Here is a 14,448-nt window from a genome sequence, read left to right as displayed (position 1 = left end):
GGCTAAATACTATTTTTGGACCATTAAGGAGAAATTTTTCATGAACAAAGCTATAATCTATAAAAACACGAAAGTTTCATTTACCGACCAAGGTAAAGGCACGGCGGTTATGTTTTTACACGGATTTCTGGAAAATCAGACCATGTGGGGAGCTTTTGTGCCCGAACTCTCAAAAAAGTACCGCATAATTACCGTTGATTTACTGGGGCACGGACAAACGGAGTGTTTGGGGTATGTTCATGCTATGGAAGATCAGGCAGACATGTTGTTTGCTTTGCTGATGCACCTCAAAATCCGCAAAGTGGTGTTGGTAGGTCATTCGATGGGTGGCTATGTAGCCTTGGCTTTTGCCGAAATGTATCCTGACCATATGAAAGGTTTGTTTTTGCTAAATTCAACCTCAAGAGCTGACAGCGATGAACGTAAAAGTAACCGAGACCGTGCTGTTGTCTGTGTTAAGCAAAATTACAGCAGTTTTGTAAGTATGTCGATTGCTAATTTGTTTAGTGAAGACAACAGAGAGCGATTGTCTGCTGAAATTGAGCGGGTCAAAGCACAAGCGCTGAAAACTCCTTTGCAAGGCATAGTAGCAGCGTTAGAAGGAATGAAAATACGCAAGGATCGCGAAGTGATTCTGCATTTTGCACCTTATCCGATGCATTTGGTCTTAGGTAAAAAAGACGGAGTGTTAATTTATGAAGATAATATAGACCAGATAGAAGGGACTCCTGTTGGACTCACCACTTTTCCTGATGGTCACATGTCCCATATCGAAAATCAAAAGGAACTGCTCAAAGTCTTCCTCGATTTTCTGAAGAAAGTTTAATTGCTCTTTTCTTCAAACGCAACATTTGTATCAAAAATCTCCTGAAGCAGCAGCACAATTTGCTCTAAGTAGTCTTTCATAATTTCACCCGAAATGATGCCTTCTTTTTCATTTTCCGATTTAAACTGAAACGGTAGAAAACCGGCTTTTAAATTTTTAAACGATATGATTCCGGCCTCTATCTCGCGCCCTTTTGCCTCAAGTTCATACATGAAAACATAAGCCAATACCTGAATGATTTTGTCGTTTTTGATGTCTTTGGTTAAACCGTTCCAATCTTTTAAAGTGACGTTTTTTTGTTCTACTTTTCCGGTTTTGTAATCAATGATTCTGATTTTTCCGTTGCGCAGTTCAATTCGGTCCACATTACCTTTAATCAATACAGGAAAAGGCAAACGGGAATCTTCCAAAACGCGTTCGTAAGTTGCTTCTAACGCTATCAGTTGTACTTCATCTCCTTTTTCCAGTGCTTCTAATTCCAGTTTGAGAAAGTTCAGCACGTTGCGTTTGGCTACTTCAAAGGCCAACAGATTGCGTCCTTTTTTGATTTCACCTTCTTTGTACACTTCTTTGAATTGGGTGGCTACTTCGGCATCAATTTTTCTCATACAGATTTTCAGATCCTCAACGGTCAAAATTCTGCCTATGAAAGGTTTGTATAACTCTTCTAAAGCACCATGAATGATGGTTCCCAGAGTATTTACAGCAATGTTTTCTTCTACCTCATCGGTTTCGGAAATGCGCAAAACTCTTTGGAAATAAAACTGTATCGGATTGCGAATGTATGTGGTTAGCGAAGATGGAGAGAATCCTTTGTCGGCTATTTCACGCAGTCGCTCTAAGGCACTTTCCGTCTTTGGAACTGCTATAGGTTCATAGGCAACATTTGGAACATCGGCATTAAAATACTGAAAAGTAAGGTGGTGGTTTGGCCTTTTTTCGACTTCTAATTGGGTAATGAAGCGACTTTTTTCTCCGGCATCAAAACCTTCACTGTCGGCATTATAAATCAGATAGATGTTTTTGGCACGCTGCAGTAAATGATAGAAGTGATAGGTGTAGATAGCGTCTTTTTCTTTGTAAGTAGGCAATCCCAGTTCACGTTTCACATCATACGGAATGAACGAATTGGTGCTTTTACCCGCCGGAAACTTTCCTTCGTTTACCGAAGTAATGATTACCGTTTCAAAATCGAGTACCCTGCTTTCCAAAACACCCATGATTTGTAAACCGGTTAATGGTTCACCTTCAAACGATACTTCGGCTACATCAATGACTTGTTTGTAAATAGCGTGCAGTGTTTTAATATCGTCAATAGCGCGATGGGCATCAAAGTAAGAAGTCATTTTGTTTATGACTTTATATATCGAATATACAAAAGCATTGGTGATTTTTTCTTCCTCATTTTCATAGCTCAGGCTGTCTTTGATTTTAAGTAAAATTTGAGCCAGATTTTCTAAAACACTTACGGCGCTGCCATCCCATTTTTGAAACAATAATTGAAACAACTCATTGCCATTTGGGTGGAGCTCGTAAAGTTTTTTATGGGTTATAAAGGAATAGTTGTTTTTGTTTATTTTAAAGACTAACTCATCCGCTTTCACATATGTTTCGATTAGCGGATGCGTCAGTATATCTAACACGTCTTTGTAGTAGAGCACATAATTATCAACACTTCGGGCCAGGGCATTGCTGTGGAGTTTGAACAATTTGGCCAAGAGCAGTTGTGCCGGATTGTTTTTGCTGGAAAACCCCATAGTGATATTGAGGGCAGCAACACAATCGGGCAACGAATGCAGTACGGGTAGTAGCAGGTTCTCTTCTCCGAGTACTAAGGCTACGTTTTGTAGATTTGAACCGTTTTCCTGTGCGTGTTTTTCAATGATGCTTCCGGCTATTTTAGCTTGTCCGATTGACTTTGAGGTGGCAATAATCTCAATGTTTTTGGTTTCGCTAAAATCAGAAACTATCCATTCATAAGGATTGGTTTTGTAATAGATCCAATCCGATTTAAATTTGCGTTGAAATAGTCCCGCATCGTGGAAGGTATCGTGTAGTAAACTTTCATCTATATCCCAGTATATTTTTGCGCTATCCTGAGCCAAGAGGTGTTGAATAATTTTTTCCTCAGCCTGATTGAGCGCATTAAATCCGGCAAATACAAATCGGTTGTGGTTGTTTTCGGAAAAATGGTTGAGGTTTTCTACTGCCTCGCGGTAAATTAATCCTTGATAGCCAATTCCTTTGCCAACTAAGTATTGATAGAGAGAATGATAATAATGTGGTAGTTTTTTCCAAAAGGACAAATAGTTGTCAATCAGTTCGGTTCTTTTATTGATGTCAACAGACCAGTGTTCGATTTCTTTAATGTTCTCGAGGTATTTTAAAACGTGATTAGGATCGAGTAAATAGCGGTCAATTTCATTAAAATCCTGTAATAGTGTTTTAGCCCAATTGGCAAATGTTTCAAAAGATTCCTGATTGTCTTTTTCTGTTACAGCAAGATATACTTCGTAAAATTCAAAAAGCACCTCTACACTGTCGATACTGCGAATGCCTGCAATATTCTGAACAAATTCTTCAATACTGATGATTTCGGGTGCAAAACAGTTGGTGGTCACCAGATTTTTGAATTCTTCCAGTAAGAATACTTTAGCTCTTTTGTTGGGTAAAACAACAATCAAATCCAGTAGGGTATTGGAATGGTTTTTTAAAATTTCCTGAGCCAGTTGGTGGAGAAACGTTGGTTTTGACATACCATAAAAATAAAAAAACGCCCCGAATTTCGGAGCGTTTTTTAGAAATATTTTGAGAGAAATTATTTTACTAATTTCACTTCAACTCTTCTGTTGTTTGCTTTACCAGCTTTAGTTTTGTTAGTGTCAATTGGTCTTGACTCACCGTAACCTACTGAAGATAATCTTGAAGCAGCGATACCGTTTTCGATTAAGTAATTTTTAACGGCTGCAGCTCTGTCCTCAGACAATTTTTGGTTAGCAGCATCTTTACCATCGCTATCTGTGTGACCTTCGATGCTGAACTTAGCAGAAGGGTATTCTTTTAAGATTCCGGCAATTGATTGTAACACTGGGTAAGTTTGTTGTTGGAAAGTTGATTTACCTGAGTTAAACAAGATTGTTTTAGCGTAGTCGTTTAATCTTTTTACCACTTCGTCAGATACTTCAGGACAACCGTTGTTAGCAGCAGTTCCTTTTACATCCGGACATTTGTCATCTTTGTCTAATACTCCGTCACCATCTCTGTCTGGCCAAGGACAACCACCGTTTTCTTTTGGACCTTTTACATCCGGACATTTATCAGCTTTATCAGTAATACCATCACCGTCAGCATCAGGACATCCGCCTAATGATTTTAAACCGGCTACTTCAGGACAAGCATCATCTTTATCAGCTATACCATCACCGTCAGTATCAGGACATCCGTTGAATTCAGCAGGACCTGCAATTTCAGGACAAGCGTCGTCTTTGTCAGCAATTCCGTCACCGTCAGTATCAGGACATCCGTTGAATTGTTTCAAACCAGCTACTTCAGGGCAAGCGTCGTCTTTGTCGTAGATTCCGTCACCGTCAGTATCTTTTCCACCGAATTTGAAAACAAGACCGGCAAAGTGTTGCATGTGAGAAGGCATATCTGCACGTACATCTTCGAAAGAATGTTTGTAAGTAGAACGAACAGATAAACCTACAGTTTCAGTAAACCAGTAAGTCAATCCAAGACCACCGTTTAATGTACCTGCGTGTAAATCATCACCAATCCAAGTATAACCACCACCAATGTGGATAGAAGGATCAATAGTTTTTGATTTAATCAAACTCATCAAACTATAGTTGATTACACCATCAACTGCATAATAGTTCAAGTCGCCAGGATTATCAACAGTGTACGGACCGTTATTTACTCTTGGGTTTACCCATTTAGTAATTTTGTTAACTGATCCGGTAACTCCGAATGAGAAATTGCTACCAACGTACTTAGATACGTTTACGAAAGATACAGAAGGAAGGATGTTCCAGTTATCCTTAGCATTAAAATACTGAGAGAATTGATCCTCCAATTTTGATGCAGCACTTACTCTTGTATCTACTGCGTTAACCCCAAACGAAATCGCCCAAGGATTGTTGCTGTCTTGAGCTTGTGAGCTGAACCCAGCCAACATGAGCATAACAACGAATAATTTGTTAAGATGTTTCATACTTAATTTGATTAGATTATAATAATTATAATAGAGCAAAAGTAATACCTATTAGTATAATATCAAAATGTTATGGTTAAAATATGGTAATTATGTAATCTTTTGAGTGAATTTTGAAAATCAATGATTTACTTAATAACATTTAACATCTTTCCCACTTCGGTAAATGCTTTTATTGCTTGGTCTAAATGGTCTTTAGTATGTGCCGCAGACAATTGTACTCTGATGCGCGCTTTGTCTTTCGGAACTACCGGATAGAAGAACCCAATCACATAGATTCCTTTTTTTAATAATTCATCGGCCATGACTTGTGACAGCTTGGCGTCGTAAAGCATTACCGGTACTATGGCTGAATCACCATCAATGATGTCAAAGCCTGCTGCTTTCATGCCCGCTTTGAAATAATTGGTATTCCACTCCAGTTTATCGCGTAGGGTAGTGTCTTTTTCCAAAAGTTCAAAAACTTTTAGGGACGCTCCAACAATAGCCGGAGCCAATGAATTGGAGAACAAGTACGGGCGTGAACGCTGACGTAAAATTTCAATCACTTCTTTCTTGGCAGTAGTATAGCCACCCATAGCACCACCTAAGGCTTTTCCTAAGGTTCCGGTTATGATGTCTACTCTTCCCATCACGCCTTTGGCTTCCAGAGTTCCTTTTCCGGTGGCACCAATAAAACCGGCCGCGTGGCATTCATCTACCATGACCAATGCATCATATTTGTCGGCCAAGTCGCAAATTTTATTCAATGGCGCTACCAATCCGTCCATAGAGAACACACCATCGGTAACGATTAATTTGAAACGATGTCCTGCTTCTACAGCTTTTTTCAATTGGTTTTCCAAGTCTTCCATATTTGAATTTTCGTAGCGGTATCGTGCAGCTTTGCACAAACGCACTCCGTCAATAATAGAAGCATGGTTCAAACTATCGGAAATGATGCAGTCTTCTTCTCCCAACAAAGGTTCAAAGACACCACCATTGGCATCAAAAGCCGCTGCATACAAAATAGTATCTTCAGTGCCGTAGAAATCGGCTATCTTTTTCTCTAACGTTTTGTGAATATCTTGAGTACCGCAAATGAAACGAACCGAGGACATTCCGAAGCCGTGCGAATCCAACGTGTCTTTAGCGGCCTGAATCACTTCGGGGTGCGACGATAATCCCAGATAGTTGTTGGCGCAAAAGTTCAGAACCGTTTCGCCGTTTACAGTGATTTCCGCTCCTTGTGGTGAAGTAATGATTCTTTCTTTTTTGAAAATACCGTTTTGTTCGATGGTATCCAGTTCTTTTTGCAGGTGCTGCTGAATTTTTCCGTACATGTTGATCGTTGTGGTTTTGTTATTTTTTGTTTGTATTGTACTGCTTTTTGCGTTTACAAATTTACGATTTCCAAATGTTCTCCAATGTAAACCAATGCTTTTTTAGTCACTTTAAAGCCCATTTTTTCTATTGCATTTTGGTAATTCTCTAATTGTGTGGTGTATTTGGTCTGATGTGCACCGGTTTTATAATCGAGCAGATAGATTTCTTTGTTTTGGCTGAGGACCATTCGGTCGGGCTTGACCAAATTACCTTCTTTTTGAATAATGGTCTTTTCATTTAAAACCGTATTGTGAGCTGAGAAAAACAACTGTAAATCCTGATGATTGACGATTTCCTGTATCGTTTTTTCCACTTCTGTCTTTTGGATTGTTATGATTAGTCCGTTTTCAATGGCTTTGGTTAATGCCAATTCGATATTGTCTTTGGTATTTACGAAGGATAAAATTTCGTGTAAAACATTTCCAAACTCGATGGCTTTTTGTTGTTTGGTATTCCACATCAAACTTTCTTTTTGGGCAATTTTGATGTTTTTCGGATTCAATACAGCCGATAATTGCGGAATGGTTTTCGTATTGTTTTGCACCTCGCGGGTTACGGATTTTTTTTCGGCTTTGCCAAATGAATAGTCCAAAACCGTTTCATTAAAATTACCAACCGATTCTAAATACCGAATGAAAAACGACGACATATTGTTCGGAAGGTTTCCGTTTTTCCCGATATTCATTCCTGAAATGATATACAATTGTTCTTCCGCCCGGGTGAGTGCCACATACAACACATTGATGTTATCGAGCAATTCTTCCTGTTTTTTTTGTTGGTACACCAAAGAAGCTTCTGCTCCGTAAGCTTCAACCTTGTTGTTTTTGTCTACCAAAGCTTTTGGCAAACCAACCACATCTTCATCGGCATTGAGCCACATCTTTTCGCGAGGGCCTTTGCTGTAGTCTTCTTCGGCAAACGGAAAAATCACCACCGGGAATTCTAATCCTTTTGATTTGTGAATGGTCATGATGCGAACGGCGTCGTTACCTTCGGGAGCAGGAATGCTCAGTTTTTCGGAATTCATATCCCAATAGTACAGAAAATCCGAAATCCCGGCTTGGTTTTTTACATCGCGTTCCAAAACAATATCCAGAAAAAACTGTACGTAAGCGTTTCGTTTTGTCGTGGGAATCATTTTGGCTATGATGATTTCACAGGCTTCATACAATGATTTTTTTCGAATGTGTTCAAAGGAAAAATCGATTTCAAAGTGGCGTAACCAGTCCTGAAAGTCTCGTTCTCCATTTTGCTCCATACCCTTGGCAATAAAATCGTGTATGTCCCATTTGTCCTGCTGCGAGGCCAAATAGTAAAGAAACCTGGCTTTTGACTGCAAATCGTTGTTGTTTTTCAAATAACGCAGGACGTTCACAATGCTTTGAACTTCTGAAGAAGCGTTGAGTAATAAACTTTCGGATGACAATATCGGAATGCCGTTTTCGGTCAGGTAATTGGCTATTTCGGTCCCGTGTACTTTTTTTCGGGTCAGTACTACAATGTCTTTAAAACGAAATCCCTGTTGTCTGACTTTTTGAATGGTTTGCAGCGTTGATTGAAGATATAATTCGTTCTTTTCCGGACTTTCTTCGTCATCCAAAGCGATTTTGTCAATTTTTGGTACAAAGGAAATTGAAACGTATCCGCCTTTTTTATCATTTTGCTGCTGGTAACTGTGATTTTGATATAAATCTTTGTAATCTTCATTTGAAAATTCATGAGCCAAAAAGCCAAAAAGCGCATTATTAAAATCGATGATTTGGGAATAACTGCGGTAATTTGTGCCCAATGAAAACAAGGCTTTATCCGGATTGACAAACGGATTTTTGGTTTTGCTCAACTCGATAAATTGTTCTGCTTTTCCGCCACGCCATCGGTAAATGGATTGTTTCGGGTCGCCCACAATCAGCAATGAACCCCGCTCACCATTCAAATCTTCACTTGCCAGGGCGTTGTCAATAAGCGGAATCAGGTTTTGCCACTGCATTTCAGAAGTGTCCTGAAATTCATCTATAAAAAAATGGCGGTATTTTTCGCCCAAACGTTCATAAATAAAAGGTGCCGGTTGATTTTGGATTTGTTCGTTAATCACTTTGTTAAACTCAGCTATCGAAAGTACATTTTGTTCTTTCTGGATTTTGGCCAGTTCGTGGCTGACGGTATTGAGCAACGAGAGTGGCGTGATATTTTTGAGAAAGGCTTCGTAAAAGTTTTTCTTCTCGAATTTTTTATAAATCGAAGCTAAGATTTCAAGCAGTTTAGGGATAAGGGTTTCTATAATTGCTCTGTCCGGAGCTGTTTTGTTGATTTTGATATCGTCAAATTCGTGGTAGGTTTTATTAGCCGGATTGAATTTTTTTTCCTGAATACTCATGAGGTGTTTGGGGAAATAACTGCCTGAAAAGGATTTGATGTCAATGCCGTTATTTTCAATCAATAGCAATGCTTCGGTTGCCAATGCAATGGTTTCGGCTTCAATTTCGGCACTTAGCTCGGTGAGTTTGTTTTTAATGTTGATGAACTCGGTTATGGTTTTGTTGTTAAAGTGCGCAATTTCTTCCCGATTGTTTTCGTTCAAAATCAGTTTTCCGGTTTCCATGATGTCGCGTGACACGTCCCAGCTTTTATCGTCATCGGTTTTTTCCATTGTAAAATCGACGAGTAAATTGGTCAGCGTTTCATCTTCTCCGGCTTGCGCTATGAGGGCATCAATGGCTTCGTTTAGAAGGCTTTCGGTGTCGAGTGAAACCTCAAAAGTAATCGGTAAATTCAAATCGTGAGCAAAAGCACGAATGACTTTATGGGTAAATTTATCGATGGTTGAAATGTCAAAAGCGGCATAATTGTGAATCAGGTTTTTGATGATGTTTTTTGCTTTTTCGGTAATGGTAGCCAAAGACAACCCGGTTTCTGCCTGAATGTCTTTCATGAGTTGCAAGGCTTTGTCAGACGGATTCTCGCGGGCAAATTCGGAAAGGCTGTCCACAACACGGCTTTTCATTTCGTGTACCGCTTTATTGGTAAAGGTAATGGCCAGAATGTTGCGGTAGGCATCGGGTTTTTTAGAAAGCAGAATGATTTTTAAATATTCTTTGACCAAGGTATAGGTTTTGCCCGAACCGGCCGAAGCATCGTATATGGAGAAAGCTGGTTTTTGCATCAGGGTTTTGTTAGGATATAAATAAAATTCAGTTTCGAGTCTTCGCCGTAATATTCGACTTCAAACTCGTCTATTTTGACGGCTCCTGTTTTTTCGATGGCTTTTTGTGAGCGGTAATTGGTTGCACCAATGTGAAAATAGACCTTGTCAACAAACTGAAACGCATGTTGGAGCATGAGTTCTTTCAGTGCTTTGTTGTAGCCGTTACCCCAAAATTTCCGACCGATGAAAGTATATCCGATTAAAACGGAAGATTCTTTTTCGTTGTAATCATAAAATCGGCTGCTGCCCACTACTTCATTGCTTTTGGTGTCCCGAATTAAAAAGGCTCCTTCAGATTGCATGGCTCCTTCGAAATAATTTTGAAATACTTCACGCTGATACCGAAGCCTGTTAGGGTGTTGTTCCCAAATTAACGGATCGGAAGCAACGGCGTACAGTTCTTCGAAATTGCTTTGCTGTAGCGGAATCAGTTTGAGTAACTGGTTTTGTAAATGGGTAGGTTGCCGATTAAAATTCATGGTGTACGCTTCTTTTTCTAGCCCCGATTGTAATGGAAATCCTTTTCCTTGTTTTACCAAACAAGGAAAAGATTGTATTGAAAAGCGGGAAACAGCTCCTGAAATACATTCGGGATAAATCCTGATCGGAAAATTGATTTTAATTATTTGTTAATTGGAAAATAGTATTTCCGATTCCGAAGTTAAATGTATAAATTTGAATTCAATTTAATAGTAACTTAAATAAAAATATTATGGCTTTTGAATTACCACAATTACCTTATGCTTACGATGCATTAGAACCACATATTGATGCCAGAACGATGGAGATTCATCATACGAAACATCACAATGCTTATGTGACCAATTTGAACGCGGCGATTGCCGGTACAGATATGGAAGGGAAAACAATAGAGAACATCTTGATTAATTTGGACATGACTAATATGGCCGTTCGCAATAACGGTGGAGGACATTACAATCACAATTTGTTTTGGAGAATCATGGCACCCAATGCGGGAGGCATGCCAACAGGAGAATTACTGGAAGCTATCGAAAGAGATTTTAAATCTTTTGAGGAATTCAAAGCAGCATTTGCCAAGGCCGGAGCAACGCGTTTTGGATCGGGTTGGGCTTGGCTTTGTGTGCATAAAGGTGGAAAATTAGAGGTGTGCTCTACTCCGAACCAAGATAATCCGTTGATGCCGAACACAGGTTGCGGCGGATTTCCAATTTTGGGAATGGATGTTTGGGAACACGCGTATTATTTAAACTATCAAAATCGCAGACCTGATTATATTGAAGCATTTTTTAATGTAATCAACTGGACGGAAGTAGCCAGATTATATGCTACAGAGAAATAAGCATATTTTTTAAATATTAGAAAGACCGATTGTGAAAGCAGTCGGTTTTTTTGTGGAGTGTTGTAAAAAATAAACAGGCGGAATTGCTTCCACCTGTTTGCCCCAAATCTACCATAAACTTAACCTACTAAATACTATGGTATGGCAAATCTAATAACATCAAATTAAAAAAAGATAATTTTTGTTAAAAATATATTGGAATGATGAGCAAATGAGAGTAAAACGGGTCTTTTTAACTGATTTTCTGACGGATATAAAATAAAAAAGGTGAAGCATAACCTCACCCTTTTTGCCCCAAATCTACCATAAACTTAACCTACTAATGCTATGGTGATTCAAAAGTATAAGTGTAATTCTCATGGAAAAAATAAAATAGATAAACAGCACGTAAAATCGTTAAAGTTTTACTGATTTTTGAATTGATATAAAATAAAAAAGGTGAAGTAAAACTTCACCCTTTTTGCCCCAAATCTACCATAAACTTAACCTACTAATGCTATGGTCTGACAAATGTAAGTGTGTTGAAAATCAGAAAACAAAAAATTCAGATAAACGGCAACAATAATCGTTTAACTTCAATAAATGTTAAAATTTTAATACGCCCGGGCATTTTTTCCCTCGTAAAAATTCATAAATGCCTTATTTACAACCCGGTTACCTCCCGGTGTTGGATAGTCGCCGGTAAAGTACCAATCGCCCAGATTTTTCGGACAGGCTTTGTGCAGATTTTCTACACTTTGGAAAATAATTTTTACTTCGGCATTAATGTCGCCCGAATTCAATAGTTCTGCTATTTTATCGGCTATTTCCTGATCTGTGAATGGTTTGTATATTTCGGTTACGTAGTTGATTACGTCATGGTCTTTGAAATTCGCTTGTGCTTTGCATTTGGTATAAACTTCATCCACGATGTGGTATTGATTTTTTTCTTTTAGTAAAGCCAACGCTGCCTGAAAGGCAATTAATCCTTCGAGCTTGGCCATATCAATGCCGTAACAATCCGGATAGCGAATTTGGGGAGCTGAAGAAACCACTACAATTTTCTTAGGATTCAAATGATCCATCATTTTGAGGATACTCATTTTTAAAGTAGTGCCTCTAACAATGCTATCGTCAATGATTATCAGGCTGTCAGTGGGCTTAATTACACCATAGGTTACGTCATAAACGTGTGCTACCAGGTCATCTCTGCTGCTGTCTTCTGTGATAAAAGTTCTGAGTTTGGCATCTTTGATGGCAATTTTTTCAGTTCTTATTTTTACCGACAGGATTTCCTCCAATTTTTCTTTGGTGAGTGTTTTTCTGTTGTCGAGGATAAACTGATTTTTGCGGTGGTTCAAAAAATCATTGGCCGCTTCAATCATGCCGTAAAATGAGGTTTCAGCGGTGTTTGGGATATAAGAGAAGACGGCATTGTCTGTGTCATTATCAATAGCCTCTAAAACCGCTGGTAGAATCAATCTCCCCAGTGCTTTTCTTTCCTGATAAATTTCGGCATCGCTCCCACGGGAAAAGTAAATGCGTTCAAAGGAACAGGCTTTTTTTATCGTAGGCGTAATAATTTCTTTTTCTGAAATGGCGCCGTTTTTCTTTATAATTATCGCATGACCGGGTTGTAATTCCTGTACTTTTTCAAACGGAACATTGAAAACGGTTTGGATAACCGGTCGTTCAGAAGCCACTACTACAATTTCGTCATCTTCGTAAAAATAGGCAGGGCGAATTCCGGCAGGATCACGAAAAACAAAAGCATCACCATGTCCCAATAAGCCAGCCATGGCATAGCCGCCGTCCCAGCCGCGGGAAGCTCGTTTTAATATTTTGACTAAATCCAGTTTTTCTGCAATTACCGGGGAGGCTTCTCTTTTGGATAACCCATTATTTTTACATTCTTGGTACAAATCGGTTACTTCATCGTCGAGAAAATGCCCAATTTTTTCCATTACGGTAACCGTATCGGCCATTTCTTTTGGATGTTGCCCCAGTTCGACTAAGCTGTTGAACAGTTCTGTTACATTGGTCATGTTGAAATTTCCGGCTACGATGAGGTTGCGGTGCATCCAGTTGTTTTGACGCAAGAACGGGTGTACGCTTTCAATACTGTTTTTGCCGAAAGTTCCGTAACGCACATGTCCTAAAAACAGTTCTCCAATATAAGGAATGTTGTCTTTTTGGAGTTGTACATTTTCGTGGTACTCCGGATGATGTTCCAGTTCTTCGTTAATGCGTTCGTTGATTTGGGCAAAAATATCCTGAATAGGCTGGGCTTTGTTTGATCGTACCCGACTGATGTATCGTTCTCCCGGTTCGACATCAAATTTAATCGAAGCAAATCCGGCGCCGTCCTGACCCCGGTTGTGTTGCTTTTCCATCAGCAAATACATTTTTTGTATGCCGTAAAAAGCGGAGCCGTATTTTTGTTTGTAAAATTCTAACGGTTTTTTTAATCGTAAAAGGGCGATTCCACATTCGTGTTTAATAGCGTCGCTCATAGTAGTAGTTGTGTTGTTTCGGCTGAATGGTCTCAGCTTCAGTTGTTTTTAGTAGTTGTGTAAAAAAAATGCCCCGACGAATCGAGGCATAAAGTTATTGTAATTCTATTTCAAATTGTGTTAAAGCTCTGAATTGTTTCAAGCGTTGATTCACTTCTTCTTTTGTGAGTTCGAGCATTCTCTCGGTTCCGAATTTCTCAACACAGAAAGAAGCTAGATTAGATCCTTGAATAATAGCGGTTTTCATCGTTTCAAATGAAATGTCGCCTTGTTGAGTAATGAATCCGGCAAAACCACCCGCAAAAGTGTCACCGGCACCGGTTGGGTCGAATACATCTGCCAAAGGTAAAGCAGGAGCAAAGAAGATGTGTTCGTTATGGAAAATCAGAGCACCGTGTTCTCCTTTTTTAATTACCACGTATTTAGGGCCCATAGTGTGGATTTTAGCAGCTGCTTTAACCAAAGAATACTCGCCTGACAATTGACGGGCTTCTTCATCGTTAATGGTAATTACGTCCACGCGTTTGATAACGTCTAATAATTCCGGCAACGCACAATCCATCCAAAAGTTCATGGTGTCTAATACCACTAATTTAGGTTTTTGGGTCATTTGGTTTAAAACGCTAGACTGAACGATAGGGTGTAAGTTTCCTAACATCACCACATCGGCGTTTTTAAAGTTTTCGGGAACAATAGGATTGAAATCAGCCAATACATTTAATTCTGTAGCCAAAGTATCTCTGGAGTTCATGTCGTTGTGGTAACGTCCGCTCCAAAAAAATGTTTTGCCGCCTTTTACTACTTCAAGACCTGAAATATCGATGTTTCTTGCCGTCAACAAATCGAGGTATTCTTGTGGAAAATCATCACCAACTACAGATACTATAGCTGATTGTAAGTTAAAATGCGATGCAGACAGACCGATGAAAGTTCCGGCTCCGCCTAATATTTTGTCTGTTTTTCCGAAGGGCGTTTCGATAGCATCAAAAGCCACCGTTCCTACTATTAAAAGTTTGTTCATTCTCTGAG

At 39.2% G+C, this 14,448-nt stretch carries 9 protein-coding genes; 2 read left to right on the top strand and 7 right to left on the bottom strand.

Annotation, left to right across the window (positions count from 1 at the left end; genetic code table 11):
• Positions 1 to 40 precede the first annotated feature (40 nt).
• A complete protein-coding gene (locus EZL74_RS00930; protein ID WP_131474709.1) occupies positions 41 to 826 on the top strand; it encodes an alpha/beta fold hydrolase in 786 nt (261 codons plus the stop codon).
• On the opposite strand, the gene EZL74_RS00925 is transcribed toward EZL74_RS00930, so the two are convergent.
• The 5 genes from EZL74_RS00925 to EZL74_RS00905 form a co-directional block, all read right to left on the bottom strand.
• Positions 823 to 3,582 carry a PD-(D/E)XK nuclease family protein gene (locus EZL74_RS00925; protein ID WP_131474708.1) on the bottom strand — a complete coding sequence of 920 codons (2,760 nt, stop codon included), beginning with the start codon at positions 3,580 to 3,582 and terminating at the stop codon, positions 823 to 825. The two genes, EZL74_RS00930 and EZL74_RS00925, sit on opposite strands and share 4 nt — an antisense overlap.
• Before the next feature lie 62 nt (positions 3,583 to 3,644).
• A complete protein-coding gene (locus tag EZL74_RS00920; RefSeq protein ID WP_131474707.1) occupies positions 3,645 to 5,039 on the bottom strand; it encodes an OmpA family protein in 1,395 nt (464 codons plus the stop codon).
• A 128-nt stretch (positions 5,040 to 5,167) separates the two neighbouring features.
• The gene (gene kbl / locus EZL74_RS00915) at positions 5,168 to 6,361 is read right to left on the bottom strand and encodes a glycine C-acetyltransferase (RefSeq protein WP_131474706.1); all 1,194 of its coding nucleotides are present in this window, start codon (positions 6,359 to 6,361) and stop codon (positions 5,168 to 5,170) included.
• A 53-nt stretch (positions 6,362 to 6,414) separates the two neighbouring features.
• On the bottom strand, positions 6,415 to 9,564 hold the full coding sequence (locus EZL74_RS00910) for a UvrD-helicase domain-containing protein (protein ID WP_131474705.1): 3,150 nt from the start codon (positions 9,562 to 9,564) through the stop codon (positions 6,415 to 6,417).
• On the bottom strand, positions 9,564 to 10,145 hold the full coding sequence (locus EZL74_RS00905) for a GNAT family N-acetyltransferase (RefSeq protein WP_317125790.1): 582 nt from the start codon (positions 10,143 to 10,145) through the stop codon (positions 9,564 to 9,566). The genes EZL74_RS00910 and EZL74_RS00905 overlap by 1 nt, the downstream gene beginning before the upstream one ends.
• Before the next feature lie 173 nt (positions 10,146 to 10,318).
• Between EZL74_RS00905 and EZL74_RS00900 the strand changes: the two genes are divergently transcribed.
• On the top strand, positions 10,319 to 10,927 hold the full coding sequence (locus EZL74_RS00900; RefSeq protein ID WP_131474703.1) for a superoxide dismutase: 609 nt from the start codon (positions 10,319 to 10,321) through the stop codon (positions 10,925 to 10,927).
• Between the two features lie 593 nt (positions 10,928 to 11,520).
• On the opposite strand, the gene EZL74_RS00895 is transcribed toward EZL74_RS00900, so the two are convergent.
• Entirely contained in the window at positions 11,521 to 13,419 is a 1,899-nt protein-coding gene (locus EZL74_RS00895; RefSeq protein WP_131474702.1) for an amidophosphoribosyltransferase, read from the bottom strand.
• 94 nt (positions 13,420 to 13,513) lie between these two features.
• On the bottom strand, positions 13,514 to 14,440 hold the full coding sequence (locus tag EZL74_RS00890; protein WP_131474701.1) for a PfkB family carbohydrate kinase: 927 nt from the start codon (positions 14,438 to 14,440) through the stop codon (positions 13,514 to 13,516).
• Positions 14,441 to 14,448 lie beyond the last annotated feature (8 nt).

The sequence above is a fragment of the Flavobacterium silvisoli genome, from assembly GCF_004329815.1.
GTDB lineage: Bacteria > Bacteroidota > Bacteroidia > Flavobacteriales > Flavobacteriaceae > Flavobacterium > Flavobacterium silvisoli.
This window is presented reverse-complemented; position numbering and strand designations above follow the sequence as displayed.

What these genes read in the sequence shown, in the direction of transcription:
- EZL74_RS00900 (WP_131474703.1), top strand. Translation starts at nt 10,319, where the DNA reads ATGGCTTTTGAATTACCACAATTACCTTATGCTTACGATGCATTAGAA.
- kbl (WP_131474706.1), bottom strand. Translation starts at nt 6,361, where the DNA reads ATGTACGGAAAAATTCAGCAGCACCTGCAAAAAGAACTGGATACCATC.
- EZL74_RS00920 (WP_131474707.1), bottom strand. Translation starts at nt 5,039, where the DNA reads ATGAAACATCTTAACAAATTATTCGTTGTTATGCTCATGTTGGCTGGG.
- EZL74_RS00930 (WP_131474709.1), top strand. Translation starts at nt 41, where the DNA reads ATGAACAAAGCTATAATCTATAAAAACACGAAAGTTTCATTTACCGAC.
- EZL74_RS00890 (WP_131474701.1), bottom strand. Translation starts at nt 14,440, where the DNA reads ATGAACAAACTTTTAATAGTAGGAACGGTGGCTTTTGATGCTATCGAA.
- EZL74_RS00925 (WP_131474708.1), bottom strand. Translation starts at nt 3,582, where the DNA reads ATGTCAAAACCAACGTTTCTCCACCAACTGGCTCAGGAAATTTTAAAA.
- EZL74_RS00910 (WP_131474705.1), bottom strand. Translation starts at nt 9,564, where the DNA reads ATGCAAAAACCAGCTTTCTCCATATACGATGCTTCGGCCGGTTCGGGC.
- EZL74_RS00895 (WP_131474702.1), bottom strand. Translation starts at nt 13,419, where the DNA reads ATGAGCGACGCTATTAAACACGAATGTGGAATCGCCCTTTTACGATTA.